Origin of the sequence: Streptomyces albidus (ex Kaewkla and Franco 2022) (genome assembly GCF_013870515.1) — a bacterium.
GTDB classification, from domain to species: Bacteria; Actinomycetota; Actinomycetes; order Streptomycetales; family Streptomycetaceae; genus Streptomyces; species Streptomyces albidus.
The window spans coordinates 1-18,434 of the sequence record NZ_JACBXA010000105.1 but is presented as its reverse complement, the minus strand read 5'-3'; the positions used below and the strand labels follow the sequence as shown (position 1 = coordinate 18,434).

Here is an 18,434-nt window from a genome sequence, read left to right as displayed (position 1 = left end):
GAAGTGCCCGCCACCGGCGGGCAGTTGTGGTTCGCCCGCATCGACTCCGGCGAACACTTCCGCGGCAGCGCCACGGCGCTCCAGGAACGGTCCCGTACCGTCCTCGACCTGCTCGGGGCGGAACCGCTGGACGAGGACGAGCTGACCCAACTGCCGGGCGCCGACGCCTTCGCGCTGCTGCGCACGCTGTACGCGGCGCACACCGCGGGGGAGTGGGACACCCTGGTGGTCGACCTGCCGCACACGCCGGAGGCGTTGCACCTTCTGGCGCTGCCCGCCCAGCTGCGCCGCTATCTGCGCAGGCTCCTGCCCCCCGAGCGGCAGGCCGCCCGCGCCCTGCGTCCCGCTCTCGCCCAGCTGGCGGGGGTGCCGATGCCCACGGCCGCGCTGTACGGGACGGCCGCCCGCTGGGAAGCCGAACTCGCTTCCGTCCAGGGCGTTCTGGAGTCGCCCGACACGGCCGTGCGGATCGTCGCCGAACCGGGCCCTCTCGCCGCGGAGGCCCTGCGGCAGGCGCGCGCCGGACTCGGCCTGTACGGGCTGTCGCTGGGTGCGGTCGTGGCCAACAGGGTGCTTCCGACGGGGAGTTCGGACCCCTGGCTGACCTCGGCCTCCGGCCGCCAGCAGAAAGCGCTCGCGGCGCTGCGTGCGGAGTGCGAGGCGGAGGACGTGCCTCTGCGTGAACTGCCGCACCTCGGACGTGATCCGGGCGGTGTCGACGATCTGGACGGGCTGGCCTCCGCGGTCGGTGCCCAAGGGCCCGCCGCGACGGCCCGGCGCGGCGTCCCCGTACGCAGCCCCGGCAGCGTCGAGGACCGGCTGGCCGAGGACGGGCTGCTCGTGTGGCGGATGCCGCTGCCGTCGGTGCGCAAGGACGAGCTCGGGCTCGTGAGGCGCGGCGACGAGTTGATCATCGGCGTCGGCCCGTACCGGCGCGCGGTCCCCCTGCCCTCCGCCCTGCGCAGGTGCCGGGTGGTCGGCGCCGCACTGGAGCGGGGGGAGTTGCGGGTGCGCTGTGCCCCTGACCCCGCCCTGTGGCCGGAGGGCACCCAGAGCTGACGCACAATCCTGCCGCCGGGCCGTGAACGCCTTCGGCAGGGTCCGGTAACGTCGAAGAAGAGCCTTCCACTCCTCTGGTCACAGGAGCCCGTCATGAGTGATGCCGCCCAACCCCCCGCGTCCGACGACGACGCCTGGGCGAAGGCCTGCGAGGAGGACCTGGCCGCAGAGAAGGCCCGCCGGCGTGCGGAGTCCGGACAGCAGTACGGCAGTCCGGCCGAAGAGCTTCGCCGTCTCGCGGACGCCGTCTCCGAGAGGGTGGCCGAGCTGGGCAAGCCGTTCGCGGGGACGGTGGCCTCCGCGGCGGCCCAGGGAGTGGCCCAGCAGCTGATCGCGCAGGCCAAGGCAGCCATCGAGCCGGTCGTCGAACGCAATCCTCAGGTCTTCGACCACCTCGCTGCCGCCGGCGGAGAGCTGCTCGCCGCCTACCGGTCCGCGGTGCAGGAGGCCGAGGGGCGCTGGACGGCCGGCACCTCGGCGCCTTCCGCCCCCGACACCGCCGGCGAGGGGCGCGATGCCGCACCCGCCGGTCTCGAGCGGATCGACCTCGACAAGGATCCCGGCGAGCGCACGGAGCCCGGGGGTTCCGCGAAGCCGGAGCCTCACGACGGTGGGGAGAGCACCTCCGGTCCCGAGAGTTCCGGGGGTTCCGGCAGCACCGACGGCCCGGACGATCCGTACGGTCCCGGCGGGCGGTCCGGAGGGCCCGGTACGGGATCCGGCGAGTGAGCACCGGCCACTGGGCGCGGTAAGGCGGCACACCCCCTCCGGTACGGTGTTCCGCAGCGGGGTAAGACCGAATACCGAGGGACACATGGGACTCACAATCGGCGTCGACATCGGCGGCACCAAGATCGCGGCCGGCGTGGTCGATGAGCACGGATCGATCCTGGAAACCAGTACCGTGCCGACCCCTCCCACAGCGGACGGCGTCATAGACGCCATCGCCGACGCGGTACGGGACGCGAGCGCCGAGTACGAGGTGGACGCCGTCGGCATCGGCGCGCCGGGCTACGTCGACGACAAGCGGGCGACGGTCCTCTTCACACCGAATCTGAGCTGGCGCCACGAAGCGCTGAAGGACAAGGTCGAGCAGCGCATCGACCTGCCGGTCGTCATCGAGAACGACGCCAACGCCGCCGCCTGGGGCGAGTACAAGTTCGGTGTCGGCACCGGTCACGAAGACGTCGTCTGCATCACGATCGGCACCGGCCTCGGCGGCGGCGTGATCATCGGCGGCAAGCTCCACCGCGGACGCTTCGGCGTCGCCGCCGAGTTCGGCCACATCCGCATGGTGCCGGACGGCCTGCTGTGCGGCTGCGGCAACCAGGGCTGCTGGGAGCAGTACGCATCCGGCAGCGCGCTCGTGCGCTACGCGCGGCAGCGCGCGACAGCCACACCCGAGAACGCCGCGATCCTGCTGGCACTTGGCGACGGCACCCCCGAGGGAGTCGAGGGCAAGCACATCAGCGAGGCCGCCCGGCAGGGCTGCCCGGTCGCCGTCGACTCCTTCAGGGAGCTTGCCCGTTGGGCGGGCGCCGGCCTCGCCGACCTCGCCTCGCTCTTCGACCCGGGGGCCTTCATCGTCGGCGGCGGCGTCTCGGACGAGGGCGACTTGGTGCTCGACCCGATCCGCAAGTCCTACCGCCGCTGGCTGGTCGGCAGCCGCTGGCGGCCGCACGCCGAGGTGCTCGCGGCCCAACTGGGCGGCAAGGCAGGCATGGTGGGCGTGGCCGACCTCGCCCGTCAGGGCTGAGGGCCCGCCCGCCGAGGCCGTCCGGCGCGAGAGCCGGACGGCCGCATCACGCCCGACGAGCAGCCGAGACAGGGATTGTGAGCCGCGCCGATGACGCTCGCGGATCTGCCAGCCGCACGAACCGAGTCCGACGGTACGGCCGTCGTCCGTCTGCTCAGCTACAACATCCGCTCCATGCGCGACGATCGGAGAGCGCTCGCCCGGGTCATCCGGGCGTGCGCCCCCGACGTGGTCTGCGTACAGGAGGCCCCGCGTTTCTTCCGCTGGCGCAAGCACGCCGCCAGGCTCGCCCGTGAGTGCGGGCTGGTGTACGTGACGGGCGGTGCCCCCGCCACCGGCCCGATGATCCTCACCACGCTGCGGGCCACCGTCGAGTACGCCGAGGACGTGCTGCTGCCTCATACGCCCGGACTGCACCGCAGGGGCTTCGCCACGGCTGTGCTGCGCTTCGGCCCGTCCTCCCGGCTCGGGGTGCTCAGCTGCCACCTGAGCCTTCAGACCGACGAGCGGCAGGCGCAGGGCCGGATGCTCCTCGAGCGGCTCGCCGGCCTCGGCACCCGGCACTTTGTCGCCGCGGGAGACCTCAACGAGCGCCCGGGCGGCCGCACCTTCCGGCGCCTCGCGAAGGAGCTCCAGGACGGCTGGGCCGTCAAGCCCTGGGGAGGTGAGTACACCTCGACACCGCAGCACCCGCAGCAGCGCATCGACGCGGTGCTCGCCTCGAAGGGCGTCGAGGTGCTCGGCTGCGGCGTACCGGCCGGGCTCGACGGGGTCTCCGAATCCGACCTGCGGATCGCCACCGATCATCTGCCCGTACTGGCGGTGCTGCGCGTGCCTCCGGAGACCACGACGGAAAGCCCCGCCGGGCCCACCGCCTGACCGCCCGTCGGCACCTCCGGGTTGCGCCGCCCGAGGAAGCCCGCAGCTCTGAGAGCCGGGGGCTTCAGACCACCGCGCCGCGCCCCGGGTCGTCCCAGTCGTCCTCGTCGCGGCCGTCCCGCATGCGGGCGACCAGGGTGGCGAATCCGCCGAGGAAACCGCCCAGACCGAGGGTCGCGATCCACCAGGTGAAGTCCTGCTGGAAGAGGATGGTGAAGATCAGCAGCAGCGGACCGCCGACGACGGCGAGCCAGGCGAACCTCGTCGTGGGATCCGACTCGGGCAGCGGCGGCGGCTCCGGCGGCACGAAGTGGCCCTCGTCCCCGTCCTCGGCGCCGCCCTCGTCCTGGTCGTCGCCTGCCGGAGCAGCCCAGTCGCGAGGCCCCGAACCCGCCGAGTAGACGGTGAAGCTGCGCACGGCCGTGCCGCCCTCGTCACCCTCGCCCTCGCCTTCCGGGCCGGCGCCCGATCCGGCGGGGCGTGCGGGGGACCGGGCGTCTCCGCCCGGCTCGGCCGCCGGAGCCATCTCGTCCGCCCGCGGCTGCTCGCCGTAGGCGGCGACGATTGCAGCCCAGGCGGCCTCCTCGTCCAGCGGCAGTGCCTCCGGGTCGTGCTCGGGCTCCGGGTCCTCGCCGGGGCCGTGGTCCTCAGCGCCAGGGTTACGCTCCATCGCGGACTGTCTTCCTCGCTGCGAGCCGGGTGATGAATCCGTGGGAGTCCGCGAAGATGCGCTCCGCGTCGTGGTCCAGCGTGGCCACGTGAAAGCTGTCTTCGAGAACCGTCTCCGTCACGTCGCTGGAGGAGACCTTGCTGAGCACGAGTGCCGAGTCCGAGGGCGGCACCACATGGTCCGTCCTGCTGTGCATGACCAGCAGCGGCTGTGTGACCTGGGGCAGTTCGCCGAGGACGCGGCGGAAGAAGTCGCGGGCGGAGTAGGCGGCGTGGGTCGGCACCCGCTCGTAACCCACCTCATACGTGCCGGGTTTGGCGATGTCGCTCGTGATGCCCGGGGCCGAGCGCAGCAGGAAACGGCCCACAGGAAGTGCGTATCCCTGGAGCCGGGGGAAGGTCACCGCGGGATTCACCACGGCGATTCCACTCACCGCGTCCCCGTGCCGGGCCGCCAGGCGCAGGGCCAGCGCGCCCCCCATCGAGAGGCCGCACACGAAGACCTGCTCGCAGCGGCTGATGAGCGTACGCAGCTCGCGGTCCACCGTTGCGTACCAGTCCTGCCAGCCCGTGACGGCCAGGTCCTCCCATCGCGTGCCGTGCCCGGGGAGCAGCGGAAGGGAGACCGTCAGCCCCTGCGCGGCCAGGTGGTCGGCCCACGGGCGTACGGACTGGGGGGAGCCGGTGAAGCCGTGGCACACCAGGACCCCGGTCTCCGATCCGTCATGGTGCATGGGCTCGGCTCCGGGAAGGATGGACACGTGGCCTCCAGCCGGTCGGTCTCAAGTCGTCGGCGTCTCGGGGCGGTGCTGCCGCTGCGGGCGCCCCGCCGGGGGCGGGGTGCTGCAAGCCTACGCGGGGGGACGGACAGCGGGTAGTTCCGCTTGCCTGACGGAGGAGCGCTGGTTCCGCGATGGCGAGATAGGGTCGCCGTGTAGGAAACAGGAGGTCCTCGGTTGTTCTACGGAGCGATGAAGATGTCGGTCGGCAACGGGCTCAAGCTTGCCTTCCGGCCCTGGGTCGAAGGGCTTGAGCACGTGCCCGAGGAAGGGCCCGCGATTCTCGCCAGCAACCATCTGTCCTTCTCGGACTCCTTCTTCCTCCCCTCGGTTCTCGACCGCAAGGTCACATTCATCGCCAAGGCCGAGTACTTCACGTCCCCGGGGGTGAAGGGCAAGCTCACCGCGGCGTTCTTCAAGGGCGTCGGGCAGCTGCCGGTCGACCGGTCGGGCGCGCGGGGCGCGGGTGAGGCGGCGATCAGCAGCGGTCTCGAAGTGCTCTCGCGCGGCGAGTTGTTCGGCATCTACCCGGAGGGCACGCGCTCCCCGGACGGGCGTCTCTACCGCGGGAAGCCAGGGGGGCTCGCCCGCGTGGCGCTGCGATCGGGAGCACCCGTGCTGCCCGTCGCCATGATCGACACCGAAAAGATCCAGCCACCCGGGCAGGTCGTACCCAAGCTGATGCGGCCGGGCATCCGGATCGGCAGGCCTCTCGACTTCAGCCGGTACCAGGGCATGGAGAACGACCGCTTCATCCAGCGGGCCCTGACCGACGAGGTCATGTACGAGATCATGAAGCTGTCCGGCCAGGAGTACGTCGACATGTACGCCACCGCTGCCAAACGGCAACTCGCCGAGGAGGCCAAGCGGAAGGCGGACGAGGAGAAGGCCGCCGCGGAGGCGGAGAAGGCCGTGGACACGGAGACGCAGCCGGACGGAGCCGGGGCCGCGTTCCCGGCGACCCCCGGCCGGAGGAGCGGATCGGCTCCGGCCAGGCGCAAGCGCAACGAGCGGAACAGAGCCGCGTAGGCAGGCGGCGCAGAACACGGACGAGCGCACGGCCGGCCGCGGGGAGGCGGACGCCGGCAAGCGCCTGGCACAACCAGGGGGCGGGGCAGCGAAGATGGCCGCGAGGATGTCTGTCGAGCAGCCGTTGTGGCGTGCGCTGACGGGGTATCGGCTGCTGGGGCTGGGTTACGCGATCACGGTGTACGTGTGGGCGTTCGACCGCTACGCCCATCCGGTCCCGGGCGTCGTCTACCTGGCCCTGCTCACCGTCTGGACGCTGGTCACCCTGCCCCGGGTCTCCTCGGCCCGTCGGTGCACCAACGGATTCCTCGCGCTCGACATCACGCTCGCCGTCGCCGGGATCCTGCTGTCCGTGTACGTCGACGCGCACGGCAGCATCGGCCCCACGATCCCCTCCATCTGGGTCGCGGGCCCCGTGCTGGCCTTCGCGATCAAGGGCGGCTGGCGCTGGGGCGCGGTGGGCGCTGCCCTGGTGGGGGTCGCCAACGTCGTCGAGCAGGGCGCGATCACCCGTCCCACCCTGCACAACGTGCTGCTCGTGTGCGTGGCCAGCATCGGCATCGGCTACGTCGTCGAGGTGGCCCGGGCCAGCGAACGCACCCTCGCCCACGCCCTGCAGATCGAGGCCGCCACCCGGGAGCGCGAGCGGCTCGCCCGCGACATCCACGACAGCGTGCTGCAGGTCCTCGCGATGGTGCAGCGCCGGGGCACGGCGATGGGCGGTGAGGCCGCCGAACTGGGCAGGATGGCGGGCGAGCAGGAGGTGGCGCTGCGCACGCTCGTCTCGAGCGGGCTGATTCCGGCGCAGTCCGTCTCGCAGAAGGAGGCGGCGCTCACCGGGAGCCTGGCGGCCGGAGGCGCCGAGGGCCCGGCGGGCACCGCCGACTGCGATCTGCGGACGCTGCTCTCCCCGCACGCCGGTGCCCGCGTCACCATCGTCGAGCCGGGCGCTCCCGTGATGCTTGCGGCATCCGGGGCACGGGAGTTGGCCGCGGCTGTCAGTGCGGCCCTCGACAATGTGCGGCAGCATGCCACCGGGCCGGACGGAGAGCCGGCGCAGGCGTGGATCCTCCTCGAGGACGAACCGGACGCGGTGCTCGTGACCGTTCGGGACGACGGCCCCGGGCTTCCGGCCGGACGGCTCGCTGACGCGGAGGCCGAGGGCAGGATGGGCGTCGCGCTCTCGATCCGCGGGCGCCTGCGCGATCTGGGCGGCAGCGCCGAGTTGCTGTCCGTGCCGGGCCAGGGCACCGAGGTCGAGCTGCGGGTGCCGAAGCAGGCCGGGGGCGGCCGTGGGAAAGCATGACGGACGCGACGGACGCGACGGAAGCGACGGACGGAACGGTGCGACAGAGAGGTCGGCGGGGGAGATGACGAAGGACATGAAGGCTGAAGCCGGCGCGGCGGACGAGCAGCGCCCGGTGAAGGTGATGGTCGTCGACGACCATCCGATGTGGCGGGACGCGGTCGCCCGCGATCTGAGCGAGGCGGGCTTCGAGGTGGTGGCCACCGCGGGCGACGGCCCGCAAGCGGTGCGCCGCGCCCGTGCCGCCGCACCCGACGTGCTCGTCCTCGATCTGAACCTGCCCGGCCTGCCCGGAGTCGAGGTGTGCCGTCAGCTGGTCGGTGCCGGCTCCGATCTGCGCGTACTGGTGCTCTCGGCGAGCGGGGAGCACGCGGACGTGCTGGAGGCGGTGAAGTCGGGGGCCACGGGCTATCTCGTGAAGTCGGCGAGCATGGAGGAGCTTCAGGACGCCGTGCGGCGTACGGCTGTCGGCGACCCGGTCTTCACGCCGGGCCTGGCCGGGCTGGTCCTCGGCGAGTACCGCAGGCTGGCCGCCGATCCGGCTCCCGCGGCGGGTCCGGACGACCCCGCCGTGCCGCAGCTGACGGAGCGCGAGACGGAGGTGCTGCGCCTGGTGGCCAAGGGGCTCAGCTACCGGCAGGTCGCGGAGCGTCTGGTCATCTCGCACCGCACCGTGCAGAACCACGTGCAGAACACCCTCGGCAAGCTCCAGCTCCACAACCGCGTGGAGCTCGTGCGCTACGCGATCCAGCGCGGCTTGGACGAGGAGTGATCCGACGGTAGCGGCCGGTTCTTCCCGTACGTCCCTCCAACTGATCCAAAAACGGCCCCGCGCCCCATCCCTTGTGATGTGGATCACCGCTAGCGTGGCGGCAGTTCGTACAGAGTCGCGCGTAGCGCGGCGGTGAGAAGGGAGATCCCATGCGGGTCGGAGTGCTGACCGGAGGCGGCGACTGCCCCGGGCTCAATGCCGTCATGAGGGCCGTCGTCCGTAAGGGCGTTCAGCAGTACAACTACGAGTTCCTCGGTTTCCGGGACGGCTGGCGCGGCCCGCTGGAAGGGGACACGGTCCGGCTCGACATCCCCGCGGTGCGCGGCACTCTGCCGCGCGGCGGCACCATTCTGGGCTCCTCCCGGACCAACCCCTTCAAGGAGGAGAACGGCGTCCGCCGCATTCAGGAGAACCTCGTCAAGCACGAGGTCGACGCCCTCATCGCCATCGGCGGCGAGGACACCCTCGGTGTCGCGGCCCGTCTCACCGACGAGTTCGGGGTCAAGTGCATCGGTGTGCCCAAGACGATCGACAACGACCTTTCCGGCACCGACTACACCTTCGGTTTCGACACGGCCGTCAACGTCGCCACCGAGGCCATCGACCGCCTGCACACGACTGCCGAGTCGCACATGCGCGTCCTCGTCGTGGAGGTGATGGGACGGCACGCGGGATGGATCGCTCTGCACTCCGGGCTCGCCGGAGGCGCCAACTGCATCCTCATCCCCGAGCAGCGGTTCGACGTCGACGAGGTCTGCCGCTACGTCGAGTCCCGGTTCAAGGCCAGCTACGCCCCGATCGTCGTCATCGCCGAGGGCGCCATGCCCAAGGACGGCGACATGGTCCTCAAGGACGATTCGCACGACTCCTTCGGGCACGTGCGGCTCTCGGGCGTCGGCGAGTGGCTCTCTAAGGAGATCGAGAGGCGCACCGGCAAGGAGTCGCGTACGACCGTCCTCGGTCACACCCAGCGCGGCGGCACTCCGACGCCCTTCGACCGCTGGCTGGCCACCCGCTTCGGGCTGCACGCGATCGATGCCGTACGTGACCAGGACTGGGGCAAGATGGTCGCGCTCCAGGGCACGAAGATCGTCCGCGTGCCCATCGCCGAGGCCACGGCGAAGCTGAAGACGGTCGATCCCGAACTGTACGAGGAGGCCTCGGTCTTCTTCGGCTGAGCCCGGCGGGGTGGCGGCGCGCTGTCCGCCGCCACCCCGTCACCGAGGGCTCGCCCCGTGCGGCCGCAGCTCCCGCCGCACGCTCAGCCGACGGCCACCGCCGCCAGCAGCTCCGTCACGATCCGCGGACCGCCGAGCGTCAGCACCGACTCCGGATGGAACTGCACACCGGCGAACCCGGGCCCGCGCAGCGCGTGCACCTCCCCGCTCCCGCCGTCGAGGCTCATCTCGATCCCCTCCAGGGCGCGCTCCTGCGCCGTTTGCGGATCGCAGTGCACCGCATAGGAGTTGTAGAAGCCCACGGTCTCCGGCCGTCCGAAGAAGTCGATGCGCTCCTGCGCGCCCTGGTACGGCCGGGCCTTCCGTACGATCTCCAACCCCAGCTCGACGGCGAGCAGTTCGTGCCCGAGACAGACCCCCAGCAGCCCCTGCCGGCGGTGCCTCATCAGCTCGGCGGTCAGCCCGCGCAGCACACGCATCTTCGGGGACGAAGCATCGCGCGGGTCTCCCGGCCCGGGCCCCAGGACGACCGGCCCTTCGTGCCCGAGCGCCGCCTCCCGCAGCCCCTCCTCGTCGTACCGCCGCACGTCGACGCCCGCGCCACTCGCACGCAGCAGGTGGGCGAGCATCGAGGTGAAGGTGTCCTCACCGTCCACGACGAGGACACTGCCGCGCAGCGGGCCGCGTTCCTCCGCGGTCTGCATGCGCAGCCAGAACGGCGCCAGGTGGGCACGCCGGGCCTCCAGCGCCGCCCGGACCCGTGCGTCGTCCGCGAGCCGTGCCCGCGGGCCCTTCTCTCGTACGGGCGCCTCGCGGACGCCGAGCGCCGTCAGCACCCCGGCGGCCTTCGCATGGGTCTCGGCGACCTCGCTCGCCGGGTCGGAGGCCCGCACGAGGGTCGCGCCGACGGGGACCCTGAGCCGCCCGCTGCTCGCGTCGATGTCGGCGGTCCTGATGAGGATGGGCGAGTCGAGCGTCTGCGCTCCTCCGGGGTCCCGTCCGACGAGCGCGAGCGCCCCCGCGTAGTAGCCGCGGCCGCCGCGCTCGTACCGCTCGATGACGCGGCAGGCGTTCTCGACGGGCGAGCCGGTCACCGTGGCGGCGAACATCGTCTCCCGCAGCACGTCGCGCACGTCGAGCGTGCTGCGCCCCCGCAGCTCGTACTCGGTGTGCGCCAGGTGCGCCATCTCCTTCAGCCGCGGCCCGACCACCACCCCGCCCATGTCGCCGACGGTGCACATCATCTTCAGCTCCTCGTCGACGACCATGGACAGCTCCTCGCTCTCCTTGCGGTCGGCGAGGAAGTCCAGCAGTGTCCCGACGCCGGGACCCTCCGGGGGATGGCGGTACGTGCCGCTGATGGGGTTCATCACGACCGTGCCGCCCGCCATCCGCACGTGGACCTCGGGGCTCGCCCCCGCCAGCGCCCTGTCGCCGGTGTGCACGACGAAGGTCCAGTACGCACCCTTCTCGCCGAGGAGCAGCCGCCGGAAGAGAGCGAGCGCGTCGCCGCGCCCGAAGCCCGGGATCCGCCCCTCGAAGGTCCGCCGCACCACGAAATTGGCACCCTCACCGGCCCCGATCTCGTCCTCGACGACCCGGCGCACGGTCTCCTCGTACTCCGCGTCCCCGACGTCGAAGGTCCCGCCCTCGACACGTACGCGGTGGCCGGGCAGTGCCGCGAGGACGTCCTCCAGCGGCAGCTCGTGCACCTCCTGCGGCACGAGCACGGCCAGGGGCGTCCCGTCGTCCCGCACGCCGAAGCCCCGCTCGCGGATCTGGCGGAAGGGCACCAGGGCGAGCGCGCCCCGCTCGCCGTCGGGGATGTCGGCGAGGCGGGCGACCTCGCGGACCGGCCCGGTCAGGAGCTCGACGGTCTCCTCGTCGCGGCCGGGGGTTCGTCTGCGCAGCAGCGCGAAGGGAGGGGCGTCCTCGCGCAGCAGTCGCTGCAGGAGCGCGGAAGCGGTGGTGGGGGCGGGCGCGTCGGCGGATCGGGGCATCGGTGGGTTCCTTCCTGGGCACCGGCGAGGTCACGCAGGGGAGGAACGGCCGCACACACACACCGAAGGCCGCCCCTCGGGCGGCCTTCGCGTCTGTCGCTGAGTGTGGTGCGCGCGCAGTCAGTGGGCCGCCGGATGAGCGGTCCACCACCAGTTGCTGGTGAGAGTCTGCGCGAACATGGCACGGAGCGTACACGAGCCCCTGGGCAGCCGAGTGCTTTCCGTCTCACCACTCGGGCAGCTCGAAAGTACGGTCGGGGTGACCCCGTAACCTGGAGCGCGTGAATGTGAACGCCAACCCCGACGCCGGTGCCCGCACCTGGCGAGACCTTCCCGCGGCGCAGCAGCCCGACTGGCCGGACCAAGAGGCTCTGCGCGAGACCGTCGCCGAGCTCGAGTCCTATCCGCCCCTCGTCTTCGCAGGCGAGTGCGACCAGCTGCGTGCCCGTCTGGGTTCGGTCGCACGGGGCGAGGCGTTCCTGCTCCAGGGCGGTGACTGCGCGGAGGCCTTCGACCAGGTCAGCGCCGAGCACATCCGGAACAAGCTCAAGACGCTGCTGCAGATGGGCGCCGTGCTGACGTACGCCGGCTCCGTGCCGGTGGTCAAGGTCGGCCGCATCGCCGGGCAGTACAGCAAGCCGCGTTCGAAGCCGACGGAGACCAGGGGCGGGGTGACCCTCCCGTCGTACCGGGGCGACTCGGTCAACGGCGTCGACTTCACCGAGGCCGCGCGCACGCCGGACCCGGAGCGGCTGAAGCGGATGTACCACGCGTCCGCCTCCACGCTGAACCTGGTGCGGGCCTTCACCACCGGCGGCTACGCCGATCTGCGTCAGGTGCACGCCTGGAACCAGGACTTCGTGAAGCGGTCGCCCTCGGGGCAGCGCTACGAGGCGCTCGCGCGTGAGATCGACCAGGCGCTGAAGTTCATGCACGCCTGCGGCACGGACCCGGAGGAGCTCAAGACCGTCGAGTTCTTCGCGTCGCACGAGGCCCTGCTGCTCGACTACGAGTCGGCCATGACCCGTACGGACTCGCGCAGCGGCAAGCTGTACGACGTCTCCGGGCACATGGTCTGGATCGGTGAGCGCACGCGCCAACTGGACGGCGCGCACATCGAGTTCGCCTCCCAGGTGCGCAACCCGATCGGTGTGAAGCTCGGCCCGACCACGACGCCCGAAGAGGCGCTCACGCTGATCGACCGGCTCGACCCGAACCGGGAGCCCGGCCGGCTCACCTTCATCACCCGAATGGGCGCCGACACCGTACGGGATCGGCTTCCCACGCTGGTGGAGAAGGTGACGGCTTCGGGCGCCCAGGTGGTGTGGGTCTGCGACCCGATGCACGGCAACACCTTCGAGGCGGAGAGCGGGCACAAGACCCGCCGCTTCGACGACGTGCTGGACGAGGTCAAGGGCTTCTTCGAGGTGCACAAGGGCTCGGGCACGCACCCCGGCGGCATCCATGTGGAGCTGACCGGCGACGACGTGACGGAGTGCGTGGGCGGCGGCGACGAGATCTTCGTCGGCGACCTGCACCAGCGCTACGAGACGGCCTGCGATCCGCGCCTGAATCGCAGCCAGTCCCTCGATCTGGCGTTCCTGGTGGCGGAGATGTACCGGGACCAGTGAAGGTCCGGCAGAGCACGGGCGGCTGACAGCAGCCCGCGCATGCCGCTGTGAACACAGAAGTGGGGCCCGCATCACAGTGATGCGGGCCCCACTTCTGTGTTGTGGACACCGAGCGCCGGGTAAGGTTAGGTTAACCTCATCAAGCTATGGCGTCGTTGAGCTGACGAGATCCCGGCCCGGAAGGAGATCCGCGTGTACATCTGCTCCTGCTTCGGTATCACGGAGCGGCAGGTCCGCGAGCACGCGGAAGCCGGAGCCTGTACACCTCGCCAGATCGCCTCCGCCAGCAAGGCCGGCACCGACTGCGGCTCGTGCGTGCGCCGCATCCAGGGGCTCCTGGGGCGCGGCGCCTGCCCCCGGCGGCAGTTGGAAGCCGCCGCCGAGCTGCCGGCGCCGATGTCGGTGCCCGCATCCCTGGCCGCCGAGGTCGTCGGCGAAGCCGAGGAGAACGCCGGAGTGGCCGAAGCCGCCTGACCGGGCACCGGTGATGACGGTCCGTCGGCCGTCCTCTCAGCCCTCGGACGGTGCTTCCTGCTCGATGATCTGCGCGATGTAGAGCGCTTCACCGAGCTTCTCGATCAGTTCGAGCTGGGTGTCGAGGTAGTCGATGTGGTGTTCCTCGTCGGCCAGGATTTCCTCGAAGATGTTCGCCGAGGTGATGTCCCCCTTGGCGCGCATGACTTCCACTCCGCGCCGCAGGCGGTCGATGGCCTCGACCTCGATCTGCCGGTCCGCTGTGAACATCTCGACGAGCGTCTGTCCCACGTTGACGTGGAAGAGGCGCTGGTAGTTGGGCAGGCCGTCCAGGAAAAGAATGCGGTCGGTGAGTCGTTCGGCATGGCGCATCTCGTCCATCGACTCGGCCCGTGTGTAACGCGCGAGCTTCGTCCAGCCGAAGTGCTCCTGCATCTTGGCGTGCAGGAAGTACTGGTTGATGGCGGTCAGTTCGGCAGTCAACTGCTCGTTGAGGAATTCGATGACCTCGGGGTCGCCCTGCATGGCCGCGGGCTCCTTCCAGGGGGCGGAAAAGTACCAGGTGCTTGCGCGCGCCCGCGCATCCTCGCACCGTGTCGCGACCTGGTCCAGTAAGCGAAGGCTTACCGAAATCGCCCGAATTGATGAGCGAGGAGGAGCCGGGCAGTGGCGGTCCGGGGTGCCGGTAAGCGGCTGCACAAGGGTCTGTCACCATGGGGAGATGGGGCAGCCGGAGAGTCGCGAGGGGGAGCAGAAACCGCTTCCGCCCGGCCAGAGGCTCCAGCGCGGCTGGCCCGTCACCCACTACGGGCCGGTGCCGAAGTTCAAGCCGGACCGCTGGGACTTCCGGGTCTTCGGTGCGACCGCGGACGGTGAGAAGCACTCCTGGGACCACGAGGAGTTCACGGCCCTGCCGTACGAGACGGTCGTCGGCGACCTCCACTGCGTGACCAAGTTCAGCATGCTCGGCGCGGAGTGGGGCGGTGTGCTCGCCCGTACGGTCCTGGAGCTGGCTCCTCCCGCGAGCGACGTCACGCACGTCATGGTGTGGGCCGAGTACGGCTTCAGCTCGAACCTGCGGCTCTCGGACTTCGAAGCCCCCTCCACCCTCTTCGCCACGCACCGGGCGGGTGAGCTGCTCACCGCCGAACACGGCTTCCCGCTGCGGCTGGTGGTGCCGCAGCTGTACGCCTGGAAGGGCCCCAAATGGGTGCGCGGCGTGGAGTACATGACCACCGACCGCCGCGGCTTCTGGGAGGAGCGCGGCTACCACAACCTCGGTGACCCCTGGAAGGAACAGCGCTACTCCTACCAGGAGGAGCCCGGCGAGGGCCCGGAGCTGTAGCGGGCCCGCAGATCAGTGGTAGGCGTGCACCACCGCGTGGCCCTTGCCCCGCCCGATCATCCACCGGTTCACCGGTGTCGTGATGAGGAAGGCGACGAGGAAGGACAGCGCCAGGGACGACCAGAAGAGGATGTCCGCGAGATGCGCGTCCAGCGCGCCGGGCACCAGAGCCACGACCGCGTTGTCGGTCACCTCCATGACCACGATGGAGACGGTGTCGGCGGCCAGCGCGACCTTCACGGCGGCCCTCATCCCGAGGCCGGCGCGCAGGACCGCGTAGACGGTGAGGCTGTAGCCGAAGACGAAGGCCAGGCCGATGGCCGTGGCCATGGTCGGGACGTTGTGCCACCGCAGCGCCGTGCCGATGGCCATCCCGCTGACCTCTCCGATGGCGCAGCCCGTCAGGCAGTGCAGCGTCGCCCGGGCCGCTGTTCCCCAGGGGACCGGAGCGCGCTGCTGCATGGTCAGCTTCCGCCTTCCCTGAGTTCCTTCAGCCGGGCCACGTCCGCCGCGTGACCCTCCTTGCCGCCGGGCGTCTCGATGATGAGCGGGACGCCCTCGGTCGCCGGATGCGTCATCAGGTCGGCGAACGGGCCCTCGCCGATGTGGCCGGAGCCGATGTTCGCATGCCGGTCCTTGTGGGCGCCCGCGACATCCTTGGAGTCGTTCGCGTGGATGAGCTTCAGCCGTCCGGGGCCGGTCACGGATTCCAGCTCGTCCAGCGTCCGCTTCACCCCTCCGGGCGCCGCCAGGTCGTGACCCGCGGCGAAGATGTGGCAGGTGTCGAGGCAGACGCCGAGGCGCGGGTGGCGGCCCAGGACGTCGAAGTACGGCCCGAGGTCCTGTATTTGGGAGCAGAGCGAGGCTCCCTGCCCGGCGGTGGGCTCGAGCAGCAGCCACGGATCGTCCTCGTGCGTCAGCTCGTCCAGAAGCGGGGAGAGAAGCCGTCCCACTTGTGCGAGCGCGATCTCCCTTTCACGGCCGCCTGTGGCCGAACCCGTATGGACCACGACTCCGCGTGCTCCGATTTCACGCCCGCGCCTGAGCGAATGCCTCAGCGAGGAAACGGAGTTGTCCGCAGTGGCCTCGGTGTGCGAGCCGAAATTGATGAGATAGGGCGCGTGCACGTACGCGGGAAGCCCGCGTTCCTTGCACAGTTCACGGAATTCTTCGTCCTGTCGCGGAGAACCGGAAGTCGTCGCCCAGCCACGTGGATTGGCCACGAATACCTGGACGGTCTCCGCCCCGATGTCTCCCGCGTAGGAAATGCCAGTGGCGGCCAGTCCCCCTGCTACGGGGACGTGGCCGCCAATGGGATTGCGTCGTCGATTGGTCGTCACACGGTCAGTATGCCGAGTTCACGTTGTCCATCGAACCGTAGCGGTCCGCCGCGTAGTTGCAGGCGGCGACGATGTTCGCGACCGGGTCGGTCATGTTCGTCGAGGTGCCCTCGACGTGGTAGGCGTCGAAGGTCGGTTTGATGGTCTGCAGCAGGCCCTTGGACGGGGTGCCGTTCTGGGCGTTGATGTCCCAGTTGTTGACCGCGTTCGGGTTGCCGCCGGACTCGCGGATGATGTTCCGCTTGATGCCGTCGTAGGAGCCGGGGATGTTGTGCTTGGCCATGATGGCCCGCGCCTCGCGGATCCAGCCGTCCAGGTTGTTCGGGTAGGTCGGCTTGGCTGCGGCGCGCTTGGCGGCCCGGGAGGCCTTGGCCTTCGCCTCGGCCTTGCGCTCCTGCTCGGCCTTCTTCGCGGCGGCGACCTTCTTGGCGGCCTGGTCCTTGACGGCGGCGGCGCGCTCGTCGGCGAGGGCCTTCTGCTTGGCCAGGGCCTTTCTCTGGGCGTCGGCGTCGGTGCGCTGGACGTCGGGATCCAGAGTGCCCTGCTTGGCTGTCTTGAGCTGTGTCTTGGGGGCTCCGCCGTTGGCGGCGGCGTTGGAGGAGTTGACCTTCTTGGCCGGGGACTGGCTGCTGTCACCCGCGTCCGCCGAGCCGGGGATCACGGTGAAGGCGATGGCTGCGGCACTGACGGCCGAGATACCTGCGGCGGATATACGCGTGAACTTGGGGTTGCGGACGTAGCCGGGAATGCTGGGCATTGTGGCGAACCTTTCAATTGCGTGCGTCGCAGAGGCCGGAAAGGCAGGGTTCGCCGGTTCTGAATCCCGGCGAGTGCGACCGAGGGCAATTGTTAGAGGCTTGGAAAAGAGAAGACAAAAATGTGACGTACTATCCCACGTCGTTTATGGGCGGCCTTGTCGCAGACGGGACAGCGGTCATCGCCCAGGTTTGACCAGCCGGACGCGGGGTAACCCCGGGCCGCAATGCACTAAACCTCTTCGTACGTGACATCGGCCCTATGTCCGGAGTCACATTCGCCGCGCTTCATTTCGCACTGCGTGAGGGCATGCGCACACTCCGGCAGCGATGTTTCGGGCGGATCCGGTTACCGTGCGGCGGCCAGGTGGGCGCCGTGCCTCTCGGCGCCCCCTGCGGAGGCCGCCGAGGACGTGATCAGCGCAGCCAGAGGGTGACGCGGGAGCCCCTGGGGGCGTCCTCGCCGGCGTCCGGCGACTGGTTGAAGACCTTGTCGCCGATGAAGAGGCGGCGCACGACGACCTCGAAGCCCGCCTCCCGCAGCTTCCGCCGGGCCTTGTCCTTGCCCAGGTCCTCCACGTCCGGCACCTCCACCAGGTCCTCGCCCTTGGAGATGGTGAGCGTGACGGTGTCGCCCTTGGCGGCGGTGGTGCCTTCGGCGGGTGACTGGAGGGCGACCTTGCCCTCGTCCTCCTCGGAGAAGACCCGCTTGGACGCGACGCGGACCTCCAGGCCCTCCTCGCGGAGGTCCTCCAGCGCGGAGTCCTCGTCGTCCCCGACCACGTCCGGTACGTCGACCGGTGCGCCCCTGGAGACGGCGAGTGCGACAGAGGAGCCGGGGCGCCGCTTGGAACCCGCGGCGGGGTCGGTGCTGATCACGGAGCCCTGCGGCGTCTCGTCGCTGAACTCACGCTTCACCGTGCCGGGCTCCAGGCCCGCTTCCTTGAGCTTGCTCCTGGCCTCGTCCAGAGGCGTGCCGCCCAGGTCAGGGATCTTGACGATCTCCGGGCCGCGGGAGACGACCAGGGTCACGGTGCCGGTCTTGCGGATCCGGTCACCGGGGTCGGGGTTGGTGTCGATCACGTGGCCGCGCTCGACCCGCTCGCTGAAGTCGCGGCTGATCTTCACGTCGAGCCCGGATCCGTCCATGATCTTTCTGGCGTCGGGCTCGGTCTTGTCCAGGACGGCGGGTGTCCTGGTGAACTGGCCGGAGTTGATGTACCAGACACCGGTGCCGACCAGCATCAGCAGCACCGCTGCCAGCGCCACGATGAAGATCCGTCCACCGCCGCGGCGCCCGCCCGAGCCGTGCTGCGGCGGGCTGTCGGACGGCGGGGCGGCGTACCTGGCGGTGCGGTTCAGCTCGTCGTCGTGCCCGTAGGTCTCGTACTGGTGCGAGGGGCGGGGGAGGACGCTCGTGTGGTCCTCGGCGCTCTCGTGGATCCGGCCGACCGTGATGGGG

20 protein-coding genes are annotated in these 18,434 nt (G+C 70.7%); 11 read left to right on the top strand and 9 right to left on the bottom strand.

What is annotated here, in order from left to right:
• From H5J26_RS16930 to H5J26_RS16915, 4 genes are all read left to right on the top strand, one after another.
• Positions 1-1,059: ArsA-related P-loop ATPase (locus tag H5J26_RS16930; protein ID WP_181766700.1), on the top strand; the 1,059-nt coding region annotated here is incomplete at its 5' end.
• 93 nt (positions 1,060-1,152) lie between these two features.
• Positions 1,153-1,788: a DUF5304 family protein gene (locus H5J26_RS16925; RefSeq protein ID WP_181766699.1), complete on the top strand. Its 636-nt coding sequence runs from the start codon at positions 1,153-1,155 to the stop codon at positions 1,786-1,788.
• 85 nt (positions 1,789-1,873) lie between these two features.
• Positions 1,874-2,815, top strand: a complete 942-nt coding sequence (locus H5J26_RS16920; protein ID WP_181766698.1) for an ROK family glucokinase — start codon at positions 1,874-1,876, stop codon at positions 2,813-2,815.
• A gap of 90 nt (positions 2,816-2,905) precedes the next feature.
• Complete coding sequence (locus tag H5J26_RS16915; RefSeq protein WP_181766697.1) at positions 2,906-3,694, top strand: endonuclease/exonuclease/phosphatase family protein; 789 nt, start codon at positions 2,906-2,908, stop codon at positions 3,692-3,694.
• A gap of 64 nt (positions 3,695-3,758) precedes the next feature.
• Here H5J26_RS16915 and H5J26_RS16910 read toward each other — a convergent pair whose 3' ends face one another.
• Together H5J26_RS16910 and H5J26_RS16905 are read right to left on the bottom strand one after the other, a co-directional pair.
• Positions 3,759-4,364, bottom strand: a complete 606-nt coding sequence (locus H5J26_RS16910) for a hypothetical protein (protein ID WP_235980771.1) — start codon at positions 4,362-4,364, stop codon at positions 3,759-3,761.
• A complete protein-coding gene (locus tag H5J26_RS16905; protein WP_181766696.1) occupies positions 4,354-5,124 on the bottom strand; it encodes an alpha/beta hydrolase in 771 nt (256 codons plus the stop codon). The genes H5J26_RS16910 and H5J26_RS16905 overlap by 11 nt, the downstream gene beginning before the upstream one ends.
• A gap of 195 nt (positions 5,125-5,319) precedes the next feature.
• Between H5J26_RS16905 and H5J26_RS16900 the strand changes: the two genes are divergently transcribed.
• The 4 genes from H5J26_RS16900 to H5J26_RS16885 all read left to right on the top strand — a co-directional run bounded on the left by H5J26_RS16900 (position 5,320) and on the right by H5J26_RS16885 (position 9,427).
• Positions 5,320-6,171 (top strand): lysophospholipid acyltransferase family protein, encoded by an 852-nt coding sequence (locus H5J26_RS16900; RefSeq protein WP_235980770.1) that lies wholly within the window; start codon positions 5,320-5,322, stop codon positions 6,169-6,171.
• 106 nt (positions 6,172-6,277) lie between these two features.
• Positions 6,278-7,477, top strand: a complete 1,200-nt coding sequence (gene macS / locus H5J26_RS16895) for a MacS family sensor histidine kinase (RefSeq protein ID WP_181766695.1) — start codon at positions 6,278-6,280, stop codon at positions 7,475-7,477.
• 76 nt (positions 7,478-7,553) lie between these two features.
• Positions 7,554-8,249, top strand: coding sequence for a response regulator (locus H5J26_RS16890; protein ID WP_181766702.1), 696 nt, complete (start codon positions 7,554-7,556; stop codon positions 8,247-8,249).
• Positions 8,250-8,398: 149 nt separating this feature from the next.
• Positions 8,399-9,427 carry a 6-phosphofructokinase gene (locus H5J26_RS16885; protein WP_181766694.1) on the top strand — a complete coding sequence of 343 codons (1,029 nt, stop codon included), beginning with the start codon at positions 8,399-8,401 and terminating at the stop codon, positions 9,425-9,427.
• Positions 9,428-9,510: 83 nt separating this feature from the next.
• Here the strand turns inward: H5J26_RS16885 and H5J26_RS16880 are convergent, their stop codons facing one another.
• Complete coding sequence (locus H5J26_RS16880; protein WP_181766693.1) at positions 9,511-11,427, bottom strand: anthranilate synthase family protein; 1,917 nt, start codon at positions 11,425-11,427, stop codon at positions 9,511-9,513.
• A gap of 120 nt (positions 11,428-11,547) precedes the next feature.
• The gene (locus H5J26_RS32440; protein ID WP_181766701.1) at positions 11,548-11,607 is read right to left on the bottom strand and encodes a trp operon leader peptide; all 60 of its coding nucleotides are present in this window, start codon (positions 11,605-11,607) and stop codon (positions 11,548-11,550) included.
• 101 nt (positions 11,608-11,708) lie between these two features.
• Here H5J26_RS32440 and H5J26_RS16870 point away from each other — a divergent pair, with 101 nt between their 5' ends.
• Both H5J26_RS16870 and H5J26_RS16865 read left to right on the top strand, forming a co-directional pair.
• Positions 11,709-13,058 (top strand): class II 3-deoxy-7-phosphoheptulonate synthase, encoded by a 1,350-nt coding sequence (locus tag H5J26_RS16870; protein ID WP_181766692.1) that lies wholly within the window; start codon positions 11,709-11,711, stop codon positions 13,056-13,058.
• A gap of 192 nt (positions 13,059-13,250) precedes the next feature.
• Entirely contained in the window at positions 13,251-13,532 is a 282-nt protein-coding gene (locus H5J26_RS16865; RefSeq protein WP_181766691.1) for a (2Fe-2S)-binding protein, read from the top strand.
• Positions 13,533-13,568: 36 nt separating this feature from the next.
• Here H5J26_RS16865 and bfr read toward each other — a convergent pair whose 3' ends face one another.
• A complete protein-coding gene (gene bfr / locus H5J26_RS16860; protein ID WP_181766690.1) occupies positions 13,569-14,057 on the bottom strand; it encodes a bacterioferritin in 489 nt (162 codons plus the stop codon).
• A 196-nt stretch (positions 14,058-14,253) separates the two neighbouring features.
• Between bfr and H5J26_RS16855 the strand changes: the two genes are divergently transcribed.
• On the top strand, positions 14,254-14,877 hold the full coding sequence (locus H5J26_RS16855) for a sulfite oxidase-like oxidoreductase (RefSeq protein WP_181766689.1): 624 nt from the start codon (positions 14,254-14,256) through the stop codon (positions 14,875-14,877).
• Positions 14,878-14,889: 12 nt separating this feature from the next.
• Here H5J26_RS16855 and H5J26_RS16850 read toward each other — a convergent pair whose 3' ends face one another.
• From H5J26_RS16850 to H5J26_RS16835, 4 genes are all read right to left on the bottom strand, one after another.
• On the bottom strand, positions 14,890-15,339 hold the full coding sequence (locus tag H5J26_RS16850) for a DUF4396 domain-containing protein (RefSeq protein WP_181766688.1): 450 nt from the start codon (positions 15,337-15,339) through the stop codon (positions 14,890-14,892).
• A gap of 2 nt (positions 15,340-15,341) precedes the next feature.
• Positions 15,342-16,217 carry a deoxyribonuclease IV gene (locus tag H5J26_RS16845; protein WP_181766687.1) on the bottom strand — a complete coding sequence of 292 codons (876 nt, stop codon included), beginning with the start codon at positions 16,215-16,217 and terminating at the stop codon, positions 15,342-15,344.
• 4 nt (positions 16,218-16,221) lie between these two features.
• Positions 16,222-16,974 carry a transglycosylase SLT domain-containing protein gene (locus H5J26_RS16840; protein ID WP_181766686.1) on the bottom strand — a complete coding sequence of 251 codons (753 nt, stop codon included), beginning with the start codon at positions 16,972-16,974 and terminating at the stop codon, positions 16,222-16,224.
• A 415-nt stretch (positions 16,975-17,389) separates the two neighbouring features.
• The coding region (locus tag H5J26_RS16835; RefSeq protein WP_181766685.1) for a Stk1 family PASTA domain-containing Ser/Thr kinase at positions 17,390-18,434 on the bottom strand (1,045 nt) is incomplete at its 5' end.